Source organism: Shewanella holmiensis, assembly GCF_025370255.1.
In the GTDB taxonomy this organism is placed as follows: Bacteria; Pseudomonadota; Gammaproteobacteria; order Enterobacterales; family Shewanellaceae; genus Shewanella; species Shewanella holmiensis.
Window position 1 is genome coordinate 1 of sequence record NZ_JAMTCD010000041.1, and the last position, 14,773, is coordinate 14,773.

Consider the following 14,773-nt stretch of genomic DNA (forward strand, 5'->3'; position numbering starts at 1 on the left):
TAAGGCGTAAATTAAGATTAGCAACAAGAAATTCAAATTTTAATGCTAACAGTATTCATAAAACATTATGAAAAAACATATGTTTGAATAATTTGAGAAAGTCATACGTAAATCTAGCGAAGTCCATAAAGGTCTCGTAATTCAGGACTACAGATGCATAACAATTTGAAGGTACAAAATCATCAATGTACAGATCTCATTGCTATTAATAATTCACTGACATGCTTAATTGATAATGATACAGGTGAAAAAAATAAATAAATGAGCAAAACTAATCTGAATATATGACGGTTTGAAAGCCTGACTTAATTTTCGAAATAATTAGAAATCATCGTTTTACTAAAAAATATACGTGTATTGGGTTTATCGATAATTAAGATATAAACAAATATAAACTGAATCTGCCTTTATGGCTGGAGTGCATCTAAAAACATGACTGAGAGAGAATGGTCCCCAAGAACAACTTAGCCGTTATTTGACGTTTAAACGCAAGACTGTTGATTACAAGTATGGTTTTAGTTGATGTGTGTGGCCTCAAAAATTACCCAGTAAAATGTAGCGTTAGGTAATAGCAACAATCTAGCAAAGCAAATTAAGCAACAAACATCTAAAAATAATCTCAGCCAGATACAAGCCATAGCTTATATTACAAACCAAAATCAATTAAGAATTAAAGCCAGAAATGCTTATACCACTTAGAAAATTAATCATTTTAATAAAAAAGTGATTTAATTAATCACAGCATACTGAAGGAGAAATAAAATAGTGCTTATAGCCAAACAGCATAAAAGAAAAACAAAAATCTACAGACATAAAAAAACCGAGCCTAAGCTCGGTTTTTAATGAGTAATTAAATTAATTACTCTGCAGCTTCAACTTCAACAGCTTCAGCAGCTTCAGGACGACCTACTAACTCGATGTAAGCCATTGGGGCTTTATCACCGGTACGAAGACCGCACTTAAGAATACGAGTGTAACCACCAGGACGTTCCTGGAAGCGTGGACCCAATTCAGTAAATAACTTACCTACAACTTCAGCGTCGCGGGTACGAGCGAAAGCTAAACGGCGATTTGCAACGCTGTCTACTTTAGCTAGTGTTATTAGAGGTTCAACTACGCGACGCAGTTCTTTCGCTTTAGCTACAGTTGTCTTGATGATCTCATGACGAACTAGTGAGCATGCCATGTTACGGAACATAGCTTGGCGATGACTGCTGTTACGATTTAGTTGACGACCACTCTTACGATGGCGCATGACCTAATCCTTATAACCTTAATCTGTACTAACCTGAGACTTATAGGTCGTCTGCTAAACTAGCTGGAGGCCAGTTTTCAAGACGCATACCTAACGACAGTCCGCGAGATGCTAAAACGTCCTTAATTTCAGTAAGAGATTTCTTACCTAAGTTAGGGGTTTTTAACAACTCAACTTCAGTGCGTTGTACCAGATCACCGATGTAATGAATCGCTTCGGCTTTCAAACAGTTAGCCGAACGTACAGTTAGCTCTAAATCGTCGACAGGACGCAACAATATCGGATCGAATTCCGGCTTATCATCTTCCTCAGGCTTAGCTGCAGGCTCACGTAGGTCAACAAACGCATCTAGCTGTTCTGCTAAAATTGTTGCTGAGCGACGAATTGCCTCCTCAGGATCGATAGTACCATTAGTGGTCATATCAATAACGAGCTTATCTAAGTCTGTACGTTGTTCAACACGAGCGGCTTCAACATTATATGCAATGCGAGCAACAGGTGAGAATGACGCATCTACCAACAGGCGACCAATTGGACGATCATCGTCTTCGGTTTGTGCACGAGCCGAAGCAGGCACATAACCACGACCACGTTCAACACGGATACGCATGCTGATGTCATTATTACCAGTCAAATGACAGATAATATGATCAGGATTCATGATGGTAACATCGCCATCATGCGTGATATCTGCTGCTGTAACAGGGCCTGTGCCGGACTTGCTTAAAGTAAGCATTGCCTCGTCTTTACCCTCGATAGTTACCGCTAAACCTTTAAGATTTAACAATATCTCAAGGATATCTTCTTGTACGCCTTCCTTACTGCTGTATTCGTGCAGTACGCCGTCAATCTCGACTTCTGTAACAGCACAGCCGGGCATAGACGACAATAGGATGCGACGCAACGCGTTACCTAAGGTATGGCCAAAACCACGTTCTAGTGGCTCTAGTGTAACTTTGGCGCGAGTTGAATTAACCTGCTCAATTTCAACGAGACGCGGTTTAAGAAATTCTGTAACAGAACCCTGCATTGTGTCCTCTCTTGTTTGTTAGCTTTACTTAGAGTAAAGCTCGACGATCAGCTGTTCGTTAATATCCGCAGACAAATCGCTACGTTCTGGTAGACGCTTGAAAGCACCTTCCATTTTCGCACTGTCGACTTCTACCCATGTAGGCTTTTCGCGTTGACCAGCCACTTCTAAAGCCGCTTTAATACGAGCTTGAGTGCGTGATTTTTCACGGATGCTTACAACATCATTCGCAGACACTTTGAATGACGGAATGTTAACTACACGACCGTTAACCATAATTGACTTATGGCTTACTAGCTGACGTGATTCTGCACGAGTAGCACCAAAACCCATACGATAAACTACGTTATCTAGGCGGACTTCTAAAAGTTGTAACAAGTTTTCACCTGTGTTGCCTTTTAGACGTGCAGCTTCTTTGTAGTAGTTACGGAATTGTTTTTCTAAAACACCGTAAATACGACGAACTTTTTGTTTCTCGCGTAACTGAGTACCATACTCAGACAAACGTGGCTTACGAGCGCCATGTTGGCCTGGAGCAGTTTCCAGTTTACACTTCGATTCAATTGCTCTCACACCGCTTTTTAAGAAAAGGTCTGTACCTTCTCGGCGGCTGAGCTTGAGCTTAGGACCCAAGTATCTTGCCATGATCTTTCTCCAACTATCCTATAACGTAGTGTTATACACGACGTTTTTTAGGTGGACGACAACCATTGTGAGGGATAGGTGTCACATCAGTAATGTTGGTAATTTTATAACCAACTGCGTTCAGTGCGCGAATCGCTGATTCACGTCCTGGACCTGGACCCTTCACAAAAACTTCAAGGTTTTTAACACCATAATCTTGCGCAGCAATACCTGCACGCTCTGCCGCAACCTGTGCAGCAAACGGGGTTGATTTACGTGAACCACGGAAACCAGAACCACCTGAGGTAGCCCAAGATAAAGCATTACCTTGACGATCGGTAATGGTTACGATTGTGTTGTTGAAAGATGCATGGATATGAGCCATGCCATCTGCAACCTGTTTACGTACGCGCTTACGCGGAGAACGTGACGGAACTTTAGCCATTTTGGTTTACCTTCCCGTTACTTTCTGATTGGTTTACGTGGACCTTTACGCGTACGCGCATTGGTCTTAGTACGTTGCCCACGAAGGGGCAGGCTACGACGATGGCGGAGACCACGATAACAACCAAGATCCATAAGACGCTTGATGTTCATTGAAATCTCACGACGTAAGTCACCTTCTACAACATATTTGGCAACTTCTTCGCGTAGAATGTCTATTTGAGCTTCGCTCAATTCCTTGATCTTAGCATCTTCAGCAATTGAAGTAGATGCGCAGATTGCTCTAGCGCGTGTACGTCCAATACCAAAAATAGCAGTCAATGCAATGACTGTATGCTTTTGATCAGGAATGTTAATGCCAGCGATACGGGCCACTATGCACTCCTTAAAGTTAAAGGCCATCTGCGAAAAGCCCGAAAGGATACTCGACAGACGACAGATTTGCAAACAAAATTTTTGGTCAGCCCATTATTGGGCTGACCAACTTCTTACTTAGCCTTGACGCTGTTTGTGTTTTGGTTCAACACAGATAACGCGTACAACACCACTACGCTTGACGATCTTGCAATTACGGCAGATCTTCTTCACGGAAGCTCGAACTTTCATTTCATCACTCCGTAAAAGCTAATTATTTGCCAAAGCGATCTAAATTCGCTTTGTTTACAAGATTAGCTTTCTTCATCACAGACTCATACTGATGAGACATCATATGGGTCTGAACCTGAGCCATGAAGTCCATGATTACGACTACTATAATTAGTAGTGAAGTACCGCCAAAATAGAACTGTACTTTCCACGCAATTAACATGAACTCCGGAATTAAGCAGATAAAGGTAATGTAAATCGCACCCGCTAAGGTTAAACGAGTCATTACTTTATCAATGTAACGCGAAGTCTGTTCACCGGGACGGATCCCAGGAATGAATGCACCACTCTTTTTCAGATTATCCGCTGTTTCGCGTGGATTGAAAACCAACGCAGTGTAGAAGAAACAGAAAAAGATAATTGCTGTCGCGTACAATAATGAATACAGCGGTTGTCCAGGTGACACAGCTAAAGCGAAATCGCTTAACCATGACAAGGACTCATTTTGACCAAACCACTGAGCCAGTGTGCCTGGAAACAAAATTATGCTGGATGCAAAAATTGGTGGAATTACACCTGCCATGTTCACTTTTAACGGTAAGTGGGTGCTTTGCGCTGCAAAAACCTTACGGCCTTGCTGACGCTTAGCGTAGTTAACAACGATACGTCGTTGTCCACGTTCCACGAATACCACTAAATATGTTACAGCAAATACAATAACCGCGAGCAACAGTAGTACCAATACATTCAAGTCACCTTGACGCGCCTGCTCGGCTGTTGAGCCGATAGCCGATGGTAAACCTGCAACAATACCTGCGAAAATCAAAATCGAGATACCATTACCGATGCCACGTTCAGTAATTTGTTCACCTAGCCACATAAGGAACATAGTCCCTGTTACTAAGCTCACAACCGCAACAAAGTAAAAACCAAATCCAACATTAGCCACAAGGCCAGGGACTAAATTTGGTAAACCTGTCGCAATACCGATAGATTGCAATGTACCCAACACAAGTGTGCCATATCGAGTATATTGACTGATTTTCTTACGTCCTGATTCGCCTTCTTTTTTCAATTCAGCTAGTGCAGGATGCACAACAGTCAATAACTGCATAATGATAGATGCCGAAATATACGGCATAATACCTAATGCAAAGATAGAAGCACGCTCTAAAGCACCACCCGAGAACATGTTAAACATGCCCAGGATGGTATCTTTTTGCTGAGCAAAAAGCTCTGCTAATACAGCTGCGTCAATACCAGGAATTGGCACGAACGAACCCGCTCTAAAGACGATTATCGCACCAATCACGAACAGAAGACGAGTTTTCAGTTCTGAAACTCCGCCTTTCGCGCTTTTTAAATCAAGTCCTGGTTTTGCCATCGACGTATTATTCCTCGATCTTACCGCCGGCAGCTTCAATAGCTGCACGTGCACCTTTGGTTACCTTCAGACCTTTAACAGTCACAGGGCGCTCAATGGTACCTGAAAGAACGATTTTCGCAAACTGGATGTTGCGAGTAATAACGTTCGCATCTTTCAGAGCGTTCAAATCGATAACATCACCGTTAACTTTTGCTAGTTCGAGTAAACGAACTTCAGCTGAAACCAAAGCTTTGCGCGAGGTAAAACCAAACTTAGGTAAACGGATTTTAAGAGGCATTTGACCGCCTTCAAAACCTACGCGAGGACCGCCGCCAGAACGAGACTTTTGTCCCTTATGACCACGACCTGCTGTTTTACCTAAACCTGAACCGATACCACGGCCAACACGCTTAGGAGCAGATTTAGAACCTGCAGCTGGAGATAGAGTATTTAGACGCATTATCTTATTCCTCCACCGAAACCATGTAGTAAACCTTGTTGATCATACCGCGAACTGAAGGAGTATCTTCAACTTCAACTGTATGACCAATACGGCGCAGACCTAAACCTGTTAAGGTAGCACGGTGTTTTGGTAAACGACCGATGCTGCTTTTAGTCTGTGTTACTTTAACTGTTTTAGTAGCCATGGTGCTTAACCTCGAATTTCATCAACATTCAGGCCACGCTTAGCTGCGATTTGCGCTGGTGACTTCATGTGCACCAATGCATCTACAGTCGCGCGAACGATGTTGATCGGGTTAGTAGAACCGTATGCTTTTGACAGAACGTTATGAACGCCTGCTACTTCCAATACGGCACGCATTGCGCCACCGGCAATAATACCAGTACCTTGTGATGCAGGTTGCATGTACACAAGAGAACCAGTATGGCGACCTTTAACTGGATGATGCAGAGTACCTGCATTCAACTCAACGGTCACAATATTACGACGGGCTTTTTCCATTGCTTTTTGAATAGCAGCAGGAACTTCACGTGCTTTACCATAGCCATAGCCAATCTTACCGTTACCGTCACCCACTACTGTTAGTGCTGTGAAGCTAAAGATACGACCGCCCTTAACTACTTTAGAAACACGATTAACTGCAATCAATTTTTCTTGCAAATCGTCTTTTTGCTGAGCTTCTAATTTAGCCATTTTATAACCCCTTAGAACTTCAGGCCAGCTTCACGAGCAGCGTCTGCTAATGCAGCCACACGTCCGTGATACTTGAAACCAGAACGGTCGAACGCAACAGTAGCTACGCCCTTCTCGATCGCACGCTCAGCAACTAGTTTACCAATTGCTTTAGCCGCATCTACGTTTCCGGTACTCTTTAGTTGCTCTTTAACTGTTTTTTCAACAGTCGATGCAGCAGCTAACACCTGAGCTTCAGGACTGATCACCTGAGCATAAATGTGACGCGGTGTACGATGTACAACCAGACGATTCACGCCTAGCTCTTGGATCTTCTTACGAGCACGCAAAGCGCGACGTAAGCGAGATGTTTTCTTATCCATATCGCGTTACCTACTTCTTCTTAGCCTCTTTACGGCGTACAACTTCGTCATCATAACGAACACCTTTGCCTTTATACGGCTCTGGTGGACGGTATCCACGAATGTTGGCTGCTTCTTGACCTATCAACTGCTTATCAACGCCTGTTAAGACGATCTCAGTTTGACTAGGACACTCAGCAGTAACGCCTGCGGGTAGCTTGTGTACTAATGGATGTGAGAAACCTAAAGTTAAGTCTAAGTCACTACCAGCGATTTTCGCACGGTAACCAACACCAACTAATTTAAGTTTTCTTACAAAACCTTCAGAGACACCAACAATCATGTTGTTTACTAGTGCACGTGCTGTACCAGCCTGTGCCCAAGCGCCTACAGCGCCTTCGACAGGTAGAAACTTTACTTGTGCATCTTCGATAACAACATTTACCGCATTGTTGATTACTCGAGTCAGACTTCCTTTACCGCCTTTGACGGTTAAAGTCTGTTCGTTTAAAGTCACCTCTACGCCAGCAGGGATAGTGACTGGTGCTTTTGCAACACGAGACATTACTAACTCCTTACGCTACGTAGCAGATAACCTCGCCACCCGTGCCAAATTGGCGGGCGGCACGATCAGTCATCAAGCCTTTAGAAGTGGACACAATTGCGATACCCAGACCGCCCATAACCTTTGGAAGTTCGTCTTTACCTTTGTAAATACGAAGACCAGGACGGCTTACGCGCTGGATAGTCTCAACGACTGGTTTGCCTTGGAAATACTTTAAAGTGATTTCTAATTCAGGCTTAGCTTCATCTGCTACGGCGTAGTCAGTAATGAAACCTTCATCTTTAAGTAATTTCGCAATTGCTACTTTTAACTTAGCTGAAGGCATCTTTACAGATACGTGGTTAGCAGCTTGGCCGTTACGAATACGGGTTAACATATCCGCAATAGGATCTTGCATGCTCATATTAGCTTACTCCGTGACAAGTGCTTACCAGCTGGCCTTACGTAGACCAGGAACTTCACCACGCATAGTGGCTTCACGTAATTTGATACGGCTTAAGCCGAATTTACGTAAAACGCCATGTGGGCGACCAGTTTGATTACAGCGATTGCGTTGACGCGATGCGCTTGAATCACGTGGTAGTGCTTGCAACTTAAGTACTGCATCCCAACGATCTTCTTCAGAAGTCTCTGGGCTGCTGATAGTAGCTTTAAGTGCTAGACGCTTTTCAGCATACTTAGCTACGAGCTGTGCACGTTTTGCTTCACGTGCTTTCATAGATGTTTTAGCCATTATGCTACCCTTATTTCTTAAATGGGAAGTTAAAAGCGGTCAACAAAGCACGACCTTCTTCGTCATTCTTCGCAGTAGTAGTGATAACAATATCCATACCGCGAATCTTATCGATTTTATCGTAATCGATTTCTGGGAAGATGATCTGTTCTTTCACACCCATTGCGTAGTTACCACGACCATCAAACGCTTTTGCGCTTAGGCCACGGAAATCACGAATACGTGGAATTGCAATGTCAACTAGACGCTCTAAAAATTCCCACATACGCTCACCGCGCAGGGTAACTTTACAGCCTATAGGGTAGCCTTCACGGATTTTAAAACCAGCAACTGATTTACGTGCAACAGTTACAATTGGTTTTTGACCAGCGATTGCAGTCATGTCACGAAGCGCGTGCTCCATAACTTTCTTATCTGCAACAGCTTCGCCTACACCCATATTAAGGGTGATTTTTTCAATCCGAGGGACTTGCATGACACTGCTATAACCGAACTTTTTAGCTAGTTCAGCAACTACAGTCTCTTGATATTTATCATGCAGTTTCGCCATCGTTTACTCCAAATTACTTAACGAGTTCGCTGTTCGATTTATAAAAACGGACTTTTTGGTCGTTTTCAAATCGGAAACCAACACGATCTGCCTTGCCTGTGGCTTGGTTAAAGATCGCTACGTTTGATGCTTGAATCGGTGCTTCTTTCTCGATAACGCCGCCAGTTACGCCCAATTGTGGGTTTGGCTTTTGGTGTTTTTTAACAAGATTGATGCCTTCAACAATCAATTTACCAGTAGGTAGAACTTGAGAAACCTTACCGCGTTTACCCTTGTCTTTACCTGCTAGTACAATTACTTCGTCTTCACGACGGATTTTTGCTGCCATTTTGAAAGCTCCTTACAGTACTTCAGGTGCCAGCGAGACAATTTTCATAAATTGCTCAGTACGCAATTCACGTGTCACTGGTCCAAAGATACGAGTACCAATCGGTGCAAGGTTTGCGTTAAGCAATACCGCTGCATTCCGATCGAAGCGAATGACAGAACCGTCTGGACGACGTACGCCTTTCTTAGTACGGACTACCACCGCGTTATATACATCACCTTTCTTCGCTTTAGCGCGAGGAATCGCTTCTTTAACAGAAACTTTGATGATGTCGCCGATACCGGCATAACGACGATGAGAGCCACCCAAGACCTTAATACACTGAACTCTACGTGCGCCACTGTTACATGCGACGTCAAGAGTCGATTGCATTTGGATCATTTTAAGTGCTCCGCTATCGTTACTACACAAATCCCAATATTGGGACAATATTTAGCCAATTTGAGTGATAGTTTTACTCAAAATTGGCGCGCAAGTATAACACCACAATATCGGATTGCATAGCAAAAAAAACAAACGGCCCCAAATTATTGGAGCCGTTTAGATTAACCTAATAAAATTAGGCCTTGGTTACTACTTCAGCTAGGGTCCAAGACTTAGTCTTAGATAGAGGACGACATTGACTAATAGTCACGATGTCACCTTCATTACACTGATTAGTTTCGTCATGTGCATGGATCTTAGTAGTACGCTTAATGTATTTCCCATAGATTGGGTGTTTCACTTGGCGCTCAATAGCAACAGTAATAGACTTGTCCATTTTGTTGCTAATTACTTTACCTTGCAAAGTACGGATTTTATCAGACATTACGCACCTGCCTTAGAAGTAATAATGGTCTTAACACGTGCAATGTTACGACGCACTAGTTTCAATTGATTCGTTTGAGTCAATTGACCAGTAGCGTGTTGCATACGCAGGTTAAACTGCTCACGCAGCAGACCAAGTAATTCAGCGTTAAGTTCTTCAACGCTCTTTTCTCTTAGTTCGCTCGCTTTCATTACATCACCGTCTTAGTTACGAAGGTAGTCTTTAAAGGAAGCTTAGCAGCAGCTAAAGCGAAGGCTTCACGAGCCAACGTTTCAGAGACACCATTCATCTCATAAAGAACCTTACCAGGTTGAATCTGACATACCCAGTATTCAACGTTACCTTTACCTTTACCCATACGCACTTCAAGAGGCTTAGAGGTAATTGGCTTGTCAGGGAAAACTCGAATCCAAATTTGTCCTTGACGTTTAACATGACGTGTCATGGCACGACGTGCAGATTCGATTTGACGTGCAGTTAAACGGCCACGGCCGACTGCTTTCAAACCGAAAGTACCAAAGCTAACTTCAGTACCGTTCGCTAGACCACGGTTGCGGCCCTTGAACATCTTGCGAAACTTCATACGTTTAGGTTGCAGCATTAAAGTTTCTCCTATTTACCACGAGGCTTACGCTTAGGTTGCTGCTTTGGCTCTTCAATAGCAGGAATTAAACCGTCTAGAACTTCGCCTTTGAAGATCCAAACTTTAATACCAATCACACCATATTGAGTGTGACTTTCTGCTGTTGAATAGTCGATATCAGCACGTAAAGTATGTAGAGGTACACGACCTTCACGATACCATTCAGAACGTGCGATTTCAGCACCACCTAGACGACCGCTCACTTCAACTTTGATACCTTGGGCACCAATGCGCATTGCATTTTGTACCGCGCGCTTCATAGCACGACGGAACATAACACGACGCTCTAACTGCTGAGCAATAGAGTCAGCAACGAGCTTAGCGTCTAATTCAGGCTTACGGATTTCAGCGATGTTGATTTGAGCAGTAGTGCCAGTGATTTTAGACACATGTGCACGTAATACTTCAACGTCTTCACCTTTCTTACCAATCACAACACCTGGACGGGCAGTGTGAATAGTAACGCGGATGCTTTTCGCTGGGCGTTCAATGACAATCTTAGATACTGATGCGGCTTTTAACTTTGACGTTAAATATTGACGCACTTCCCAGTCGCTGTTCAGATTATTTGCATAGTCTGACTTATCTGCGTACCAGGTAGAGATCCAAGGCTTAGTGATACCCAGACGGATACCATTAGGATGTACTTTCTGTCCCATTGCTCTCTTCTCCTAGCGATCTGATACAACCACAGTAATGTGGCTGGTACGCTTCATGATACGATCAGCGCGGCCTTTGGCACGTGGCATGATACGCTTCATAGTTGGGCCTTCGTCTACGAAGACTGCTCCAACTTTAAGCTCATCGATGTCAGCACCTTCGTTGTGTTCGGCGTTTGCGATAGCTGAGTCAAGTACTTTTTTAACTAGTACGGCGGCTTTCTTTGGGCTGAAGGTCAAAATCTCGAGTGCCTTAGAAACAGGCAATCCGCGAATTTGATCAGCAACTAGACGGGCCTTTTGCGCAGACGTACGAGCAAAACGATGTTTAGCTAAAACTTCCATCTTATTCCTCCCGTATTAACGCTTCTTCGCTTTCTTATCAGCAGCATGGCCGCGATAAGTGCGAGTTGGTGAAAATTCACCAAGCTTGTGGCCGATCATTTCGTCAGTTACGAACACAGGTACGTGCTGACGACCATTATGGACAGCGATGGTCAACCCAATCATATTAGGGATGATCATTGAGCGGCGTGACCAAGTCTTAATTGGTTTTTTATCACCCGCTTCCATCGCTTTCTCTACCTTCTTCAGCAAGTGCAGGTCAATGAAGGGACCTTTCTTGAGAGAACGTGGCATGGCGAATCCTCTTACTATTTATTACGACGACGTACGATGTACTTATCAGTGCGCTTGTTACTACGAGTTTTATAACCCTTAGTTGGCACACCCCATGGACTCACTGGATGACGTCCACCAGAAGTACGGCCTTCACCACCACCATGTGGATGGTCTACTGGGTTCATTGCAACACCACGAACTGTAGGGCGTACGCCTCTCCAGCGCTTAGCACCTGCTTTACCTAACTGGCGTAGCATGTGTTCGGCATTACCAACTTCACCAAATGTCGCGCGGCAATCTACAGGTACTTTACGCATTTCGCCAGAGCGAAGACGTAGAGTAGCGTATGCGCCATCACGAGCAACAACTTGTACATAAGCACCAGCTGAACGAGCGATCTGAGCACCTTTACCAGGTTTCATTTCTACTGCGTGAACAACTGAACCTACAGGGATGTTGCGTAATGCTTTAGCATTACCAGTCTTGATTTCAGCATCGTTACCAGATTGAATCGCGTCACCAGCTTGCATGCCTTTAGCAGCAAGAATATAACGACGCTCACCATCTGCGTACAAAACTAAAGCAATGTGTGCAGTACGGTTTGGATCGTACTCAAGACGCTCAACTTTACCTGGAATACCATCTTTATCGCGTTTAAAGTCGATTAGACGGTAGTGTTGCTTATGACCACCACCAACGTGACGGACAGTGATACGACCCGTATTGTTACGGCCACCACTTTTCGTTTTTCTCGCCAACAGGCCAGCAAAAGGTTTACCCTTATGCAGATCCGTATTCACCACTTTAACTACGTGGCGACGACCTGGAGAGGTTGGCTTACACTTAATAACTGCCATGATAATTCTCCTTTGCTTACTCAGCGCCGCCGACGAAATCGATGTCAGCACCAGCAGCTAAAGTCACATAAGCTTTTTTCCAATCGCTACGACGGCCAGTACGAGCACCAGTACGCTTGGTTTTGCCTTTGTTAACTAAAGTACGAACTGAATCTACTTCAACTTCAAATAGCTTCGCTACTGCAGCTTTGATCTCTGCTTTAGTCGCATCGATTGCTACGCGGAAAACTACAGTGTTGTTTTTCTCTGCAACAACAGTACTCTTTTCAGAGATGTGTGGAGCAAGAATAACTTTTAGCAAACGTTCTTCGGTGATCATGCTAGCATCTCCTCAATTTGCTTCACTGCATCAGCAGTAACAAGAACAGTGTTGAACGCGATTAGACTTACTGGGTCAAGACCCGCAACGTCACGTACGTCAACTTTGTATAAGTTGCGAGCTGCTAAGAATAAATTCTCATCAACTTCTGCAGTAACAATTAGAACGTCTTCTAAGTTCATTGCTTGTAATTTAGCTTTCAGCTCTTTAGTTTTAGGAGCATCAACACTAAAAGATTCAACAACGACTAAACGCTCTTGACGTACCAATTCAGAAAGAATGCTCTTTAAAGCACCACGGTACATCTTTTTGTTAACTTTTTGGCTGTGATCTTGAGTTTTAGCAGCGAATGTTACGCCACCGCCACGCCAGATCGGGCCTTTAACACTACCGGCACGAGCGCGGCCTGTGCCTTTTTGGCGCCAAGGCTTTTTGCCTGAGCCAGTTACTTCCGCGCGCGTCTTTTGGCCACGAGTGCCTTGACGTGCGTTTGCAGCGTAAGCTACAACTACCTGATGAACCAGTGCCTCGTTAAAGTCACGGCCGAAGGTAGTTTCGGAAACTTCAAGAGCGCTCTGCGCGTCTTTCAATACCAATTCCATTACTATCTCCTCAGACCTTAAGCTTTAACTGCTGGCTTGATAATCAAGTCACCATTGGTAGCGCCTGGAACTGCGCCGCGTACTAATAACAAGTTACGCTCTGCATCAACACGTACAACGTGTAGATTTTGAGTTGTTACTTGCTCAGCACCCATATGGCCTGACATTTTCTTGCCTTTGAATACACGACCTGGCGTTTGGTTCTGACCGATAGAACCATTCGAGCGGTGTGCCAAAGAGTTACCGTGAGTCATATCTTGAGTACGGAAGTTCCAACGCTTAACACCGCCTTGGAAGCCCTTACCTTTTGATTGACCAGTAACGTCTACTTTCGCTACTTCAGCGAAAATATCAACATTAAGCTCAGCACCAACTTCAATGCCTTCGCCTTCACCATCTGCTAGACGCACTTCCCATAAACCACGACCGGCTTCTACGCCGCCCTTGGCAAAATGGCCTGCTTCTGCTTTAGTGATGCGATTGGCTTTTTTGGTACCTGTAGTGACTTGTAGTGCACGGTAACCGTCAGTTTCTAAAGTTTTCACTTGAGTAACACGGTTGCCAGTGACTTCAATCACTGTTACAGGGATTGACGTGCCATCTTCAGTGAAGATGCGAGTCATACCCACTTTACGACCAATAAGACCGATAGCCATCTCTCAAACCTCTTCTAAGGATCTCAATTAACCTAAGCTAATCTGAACGTCGACACCAGCCGCAAGATCTAAACGCATTAATGCGTCTACTGTCTTTTCTGTTGGCTCTACGATGTCAACTAAGCGCTTGTGAGTACGAATTTCGTACTGATCACGAGCATCTTTGTTAACGTGCGGAGAGATCAAAACGGTATAACGCTCTTTGCGTGTAGGTAGTGGAATAGGACCACGTACCTGCGCGCCTGTACGCTTAGCAGTTTCAACGATTTCCGCTGTAGACTGATCAATTAAACGATGATCAAAGCCTTTCAAGCGGATACGGATTCTTTGGTTCTGCATTGACCAGAGCTCCTAAAATGGACACATAAAAAATCACCCTCTAGCTACTTCCTATTTGGAAAAGCAGAGTGAGATGATTTAACCGTTCGACTCCCAATCGGAGTCGCTATGAATATGAAAACCATATTGGTTTTCCTTTCGCTCACTGCACTAATGCAGCGAGTGGGCAATTATACAGATCTAATTCTTAAGATCAAGCCCATTGTGCGAGATATCTACTAGAAGTTTACCCACAATTCGTTGCGCAGCATTTTACACATTAAAACCGAAATTACCAGTAAATTTTAGCAAT

Annotated in this window: 28 protein-coding genes; all 28 read right to left on the minus strand. The window is 44.0% G+C overall.

Annotated features, from left to right (window positions below; translation table 11 throughout):
- Nucleotides 1-859: 859 nt before the first annotated feature.
- Entirely contained in the window at nt 860-1,255 is a 396-nt protein-coding gene (gene rplQ, locus NE535_RS18075; protein WP_226411972.1) for a 50S ribosomal protein L17, read from the minus strand.
- A gap of 40 nt (nt 1,256-1,295) precedes the next feature.
- Nucleotides 1,296-2,285 (minus strand): DNA-directed RNA polymerase subunit alpha, encoded by a 990-nt coding sequence (locus NE535_RS18080; protein WP_188843792.1) that lies wholly within the window; start codon nt 2,283-2,285, stop codon nt 1,296-1,298.
- 24 nt (nt 2,286-2,309) lie between these two features.
- Nucleotides 2,310-2,930 carry a 30S ribosomal protein S4 gene (rpsD, locus tag NE535_RS18085; protein WP_188843794.1) on the minus strand — a complete coding sequence of 207 codons (621 nt, stop codon included), beginning with the start codon at nt 2,928-2,930 and terminating at the stop codon, nt 2,310-2,312.
- Between the two features lie 31 nt (nt 2,931-2,961).
- On the minus strand, nt 2,962-3,354 hold the full coding sequence (gene rpsK, locus NE535_RS18090) for a 30S ribosomal protein S11 (RefSeq protein WP_011635661.1): 393 nt from the start codon (nt 3,352-3,354) through the stop codon (nt 2,962-2,964).
- 17 nt (nt 3,355-3,371) lie between these two features.
- Complete coding sequence (gene rpsM, locus NE535_RS18095; RefSeq protein ID WP_188843796.1) at nt 3,372-3,728, minus strand: 30S ribosomal protein S13; 357 nt, start codon at nt 3,726-3,728, stop codon at nt 3,372-3,374.
- A 117-nt stretch (nt 3,729-3,845) separates the two neighbouring features.
- Complete coding sequence (gene rpmJ / locus NE535_RS18100; RefSeq protein WP_006083579.1) at nt 3,846-3,959, minus strand: 50S ribosomal protein L36; 114 nt, start codon at nt 3,957-3,959, stop codon at nt 3,846-3,848.
- 22 nt (nt 3,960-3,981) lie between these two features.
- Entirely contained in the window at nt 3,982-5,322 is a 1,341-nt protein-coding gene (gene secY, locus NE535_RS18105) for a preprotein translocase subunit SecY (RefSeq protein WP_188843798.1), read from the minus strand.
- Nucleotides 5,323-5,329: 7 nt separating this feature from the next.
- The gene (rplO, locus tag NE535_RS18110) at nt 5,330-5,764 is read right to left on the minus strand and encodes a 50S ribosomal protein L15 (RefSeq protein WP_188843800.1); all 435 of its coding nucleotides are present in this window, start codon (nt 5,762-5,764) and stop codon (nt 5,330-5,332) included.
- A 4-nt stretch (nt 5,765-5,768) separates the two neighbouring features.
- Nucleotides 5,769-5,951 carry a 50S ribosomal protein L30 gene (rpmD, locus tag NE535_RS18115; RefSeq protein WP_188843803.1) on the minus strand — a complete coding sequence of 61 codons (183 nt, stop codon included), beginning with the start codon at nt 5,949-5,951 and terminating at the stop codon, nt 5,769-5,771.
- 5 nt (nt 5,952-5,956) lie between these two features.
- A complete protein-coding gene (gene rpsE / locus NE535_RS18120) occupies nt 5,957-6,460 on the minus strand; it encodes a 30S ribosomal protein S5 (protein ID WP_076502247.1) in 504 nt (167 codons plus the stop codon).
- Between the two features lie 11 nt (nt 6,461-6,471).
- On the minus strand, nt 6,472-6,822 hold the full coding sequence (gene rplR / locus NE535_RS18125) for a 50S ribosomal protein L18 (RefSeq protein WP_261299972.1): 351 nt from the start codon (nt 6,820-6,822) through the stop codon (nt 6,472-6,474).
- Between the two features lie 10 nt (nt 6,823-6,832).
- On the minus strand, nt 6,833-7,366 hold the full coding sequence (gene rplF, locus NE535_RS18130) for a 50S ribosomal protein L6 (RefSeq protein ID WP_261299973.1): 534 nt from the start codon (nt 7,364-7,366) through the stop codon (nt 6,833-6,835).
- A 10-nt stretch (nt 7,367-7,376) separates the two neighbouring features.
- Nucleotides 7,377-7,769: a 30S ribosomal protein S8 gene (gene rpsH, locus NE535_RS18135; RefSeq protein ID WP_160056427.1), complete on the minus strand. Its 393-nt coding sequence runs from the start codon at nt 7,767-7,769 to the stop codon at nt 7,377-7,379.
- Nucleotides 7,770-7,793: 24 nt separating this feature from the next.
- Entirely contained in the window at nt 7,794-8,099 is a 306-nt protein-coding gene (gene rpsN / locus NE535_RS18140; RefSeq protein ID WP_188843809.1) for a 30S ribosomal protein S14, read from the minus strand.
- Nucleotides 8,100-8,109: 10 nt separating this feature from the next.
- Nucleotides 8,110-8,649, minus strand: a complete 540-nt coding sequence (gene rplE / locus NE535_RS18145) for a 50S ribosomal protein L5 (protein ID WP_261299974.1) — start codon at nt 8,647-8,649, stop codon at nt 8,110-8,112.
- A gap of 13 nt (nt 8,650-8,662) precedes the next feature.
- The gene (gene rplX / locus NE535_RS18150) at nt 8,663-8,977 is read right to left on the minus strand and encodes a 50S ribosomal protein L24 (protein ID WP_188843811.1); all 315 of its coding nucleotides are present in this window, start codon (nt 8,975-8,977) and stop codon (nt 8,663-8,665) included.
- A gap of 12 nt (nt 8,978-8,989) precedes the next feature.
- Complete coding sequence (gene rplN / locus NE535_RS18155) at nt 8,990-9,358, minus strand: 50S ribosomal protein L14 (protein ID WP_011494644.1); 369 nt, start codon at nt 9,356-9,358, stop codon at nt 8,990-8,992.
- A 178-nt stretch (nt 9,359-9,536) separates the two neighbouring features.
- The gene (gene rpsQ, locus NE535_RS18160; RefSeq protein WP_167674699.1) at nt 9,537-9,785 is read right to left on the minus strand and encodes a 30S ribosomal protein S17; all 249 of its coding nucleotides are present in this window, start codon (nt 9,783-9,785) and stop codon (nt 9,537-9,539) included.
- Nucleotides 9,785-9,976, minus strand: a complete 192-nt coding sequence (rpmC, locus tag NE535_RS18165) for a 50S ribosomal protein L29 (RefSeq protein ID WP_006083592.1) — start codon at nt 9,974-9,976, stop codon at nt 9,785-9,787. The genes rpsQ and rpmC overlap by 1 nt, the downstream gene beginning before the upstream one ends.
- Nucleotides 9,976-10,386, minus strand: coding sequence for a 50S ribosomal protein L16 (rplP, locus tag NE535_RS18170; protein WP_160056437.1), 411 nt, complete (start codon nt 10,384-10,386; stop codon nt 9,976-9,978). Before rplP ends, rpmC begins: the two co-directional genes overlap by 1 nt.
- Nucleotides 10,387-10,397: 11 nt before the next feature.
- Nucleotides 10,398-11,087, minus strand: coding sequence for a 30S ribosomal protein S3 (gene rpsC / locus NE535_RS18175; RefSeq protein WP_188843814.1), 690 nt, complete (start codon nt 11,085-11,087; stop codon nt 10,398-10,400).
- Nucleotides 11,088-11,099: 12 nt separating this feature from the next.
- Nucleotides 11,100-11,432 (minus strand): 50S ribosomal protein L22, encoded by a 333-nt coding sequence (rplV, locus tag NE535_RS18180; protein ID WP_160056441.1) that lies wholly within the window; start codon nt 11,430-11,432, stop codon nt 11,100-11,102.
- A 15-nt stretch (nt 11,433-11,447) separates the two neighbouring features.
- Complete coding sequence (gene rpsS, locus NE535_RS18185) at nt 11,448-11,726, minus strand: 30S ribosomal protein S19 (RefSeq protein WP_006083596.1); 279 nt, start codon at nt 11,724-11,726, stop codon at nt 11,448-11,450.
- A gap of 14 nt (nt 11,727-11,740) precedes the next feature.
- Complete coding sequence (rplB, locus tag NE535_RS18190) at nt 11,741-12,565, minus strand: 50S ribosomal protein L2 (RefSeq protein WP_188843816.1); 825 nt, start codon at nt 12,563-12,565, stop codon at nt 11,741-11,743.
- A gap of 16 nt (nt 12,566-12,581) precedes the next feature.
- Nucleotides 12,582-12,884 (minus strand): 50S ribosomal protein L23, encoded by a 303-nt coding sequence (gene rplW, locus NE535_RS18195; RefSeq protein ID WP_261299975.1) that lies wholly within the window; start codon nt 12,882-12,884, stop codon nt 12,582-12,584.
- Nucleotides 12,881-13,486 (minus strand): 50S ribosomal protein L4, encoded by a 606-nt coding sequence (gene rplD, locus NE535_RS18200; RefSeq protein WP_188843820.1) that lies wholly within the window; start codon nt 13,484-13,486, stop codon nt 12,881-12,883. Before rplD ends, rplW begins: the two co-directional genes overlap by 4 nt.
- A gap of 17 nt (nt 13,487-13,503) precedes the next feature.
- Nucleotides 13,504-14,142: a 50S ribosomal protein L3 gene (rplC, locus tag NE535_RS18205; RefSeq protein ID WP_188843822.1), complete on the minus strand. Its 639-nt coding sequence runs from the start codon at nt 14,140-14,142 to the stop codon at nt 13,504-13,506.
- A 27-nt stretch (nt 14,143-14,169) separates the two neighbouring features.
- On the minus strand, nt 14,170-14,481 hold the full coding sequence (gene rpsJ / locus NE535_RS18210) for a 30S ribosomal protein S10 (protein WP_011635639.1): 312 nt from the start codon (nt 14,479-14,481) through the stop codon (nt 14,170-14,172).
- Between the last annotated feature and the right edge of the window lie 292 nt (nt 14,482-14,773).

What these genes read in the sequence shown, in the direction of transcription:
- rplQ (WP_226411972.1), bottom strand. Translation starts at nt 1,255, where the DNA reads ATGCGCCATCGTAAGAGTGGTCGTCAACTAAATCGTAACAGCAGTCAT.
- NE535_RS18080 (WP_188843792.1), bottom strand. Translation starts at nt 2,285, where the DNA reads ATGCAGGGTTCTGTTACAGAATTTCTTAAACCGCGTCTCGTTGAAATT.
- rpsD (WP_188843794.1), bottom strand. Translation starts at nt 2,930, where the DNA reads ATGGCAAGATACTTGGGTCCTAAGCTCAAGCTCAGCCGCCGAGAAGGT.
- rpsK (WP_011635661.1), bottom strand. Translation starts at nt 3,354, where the DNA reads ATGGCTAAAGTTCCGTCACGTTCTCCGCGTAAGCGCGTACGTAAACAG.
- rpmJ (WP_006083579.1), bottom strand. Translation starts at nt 3,959, where the DNA reads ATGAAAGTTCGAGCTTCCGTGAAGAAGATCTGCCGTAATTGCAAGATC.
- secY (WP_188843798.1), bottom strand. Translation starts at nt 5,322, where the DNA reads ATGGCAAAACCAGGACTTGATTTAAAAAGCGCGAAAGGCGGAGTTTCA.
- rplO (WP_188843800.1), bottom strand. Translation starts at nt 5,764, where the DNA reads ATGCGTCTAAATACTCTATCTCCAGCTGCAGGTTCTAAATCTGCTCCT.
- rpmD (WP_188843803.1), bottom strand. Translation starts at nt 5,951, where the DNA reads ATGGCTACTAAAACAGTTAAAGTAACACAGACTAAAAGCAGCATCGGT.
- rpsE (WP_076502247.1), bottom strand. Translation starts at nt 6,460, where the DNA reads ATGGCTAAATTAGAAGCTCAGCAAAAAGACGATTTGCAAGAAAAATTG.
- rplR (WP_261299972.1), bottom strand. Translation starts at nt 6,822, where the DNA reads ATGGATAAGAAAACATCTCGCTTACGTCGCGCTTTGCGTGCTCGTAAG.
- rplF (WP_261299973.1), bottom strand. Translation starts at nt 7,366, where the DNA reads ATGTCTCGTGTTGCAAAAGCACCAGTCACTATCCCTGCTGGCGTAGAG.
- rpsH (WP_160056427.1), bottom strand. Translation starts at nt 7,769, where the DNA reads ATGAGCATGCAAGATCCTATTGCGGATATGTTAACCCGTATTCGTAAC.
- rpsN (WP_188843809.1), bottom strand. Translation starts at nt 8,099, where the DNA reads ATGGCTAAAACATCTATGAAAGCACGTGAAGCAAAACGTGCACAGCTC.
- rplE (WP_261299974.1), bottom strand. Translation starts at nt 8,649, where the DNA reads ATGGCGAAACTGCATGATAAATATCAAGAGACTGTAGTTGCTGAACTA.
- rplX (WP_188843811.1), bottom strand. Translation starts at nt 8,977, where the DNA reads ATGGCAGCAAAAATCCGTCGTGAAGACGAAGTAATTGTACTAGCAGGT.
- rplN (WP_011494644.1), bottom strand. Translation starts at nt 9,358, where the DNA reads ATGATCCAAATGCAATCGACTCTTGACGTCGCATGTAACAGTGGCGCA.
- rpsQ (WP_167674699.1), bottom strand. Translation starts at nt 9,785, where the DNA reads ATGTCTGATAAAATCCGTACTTTGCAAGGTAAAGTAATTAGCAACAAA.
- rpmC (WP_006083592.1), bottom strand. Translation starts at nt 9,976, where the DNA reads ATGAAAGCGAGCGAACTAAGAGAAAAGAGCGTTGAAGAACTTAACGCT.
- rplP (WP_160056437.1), bottom strand. Translation starts at nt 10,386, where the DNA reads ATGCTGCAACCTAAACGTATGAAGTTTCGCAAGATGTTCAAGGGCCGC.
- rpsC (WP_188843814.1), bottom strand. Translation starts at nt 11,087, where the DNA reads ATGGGACAGAAAGTACATCCTAATGGTATCCGTCTGGGTATCACTAAG.
- rplV (WP_160056441.1), bottom strand. Translation starts at nt 11,432, where the DNA reads ATGGAAGTTTTAGCTAAACATCGTTTTGCTCGTACGTCTGCGCAAAAG.
- rpsS (WP_006083596.1), bottom strand. Translation starts at nt 11,726, where the DNA reads ATGCCACGTTCTCTCAAGAAAGGTCCCTTCATTGACCTGCACTTGCTG.
- rplB (WP_188843816.1), bottom strand. Translation starts at nt 12,565, where the DNA reads ATGGCAGTTATTAAGTGTAAGCCAACCTCTCCAGGTCGTCGCCACGTA.
- rplW (WP_261299975.1), bottom strand. Translation starts at nt 12,884, where the DNA reads ATGATCACCGAAGAACGTTTGCTAAAAGTTATTCTTGCTCCACACATC.
- rplD (WP_188843820.1), bottom strand. Translation starts at nt 13,486, where the DNA reads ATGGAATTGGTATTGAAAGACGCGCAGAGCGCTCTTGAAGTTTCCGAA.
- rplC (WP_188843822.1), bottom strand. Translation starts at nt 14,142, where the DNA reads ATGGCTATCGGTCTTATTGGTCGTAAAGTGGGTATGACTCGCATCTTC.
- rpsJ (WP_011635639.1), bottom strand. Translation starts at nt 14,481, where the DNA reads ATGCAGAACCAAAGAATCCGTATCCGCTTGAAAGGCTTTGATCATCGT.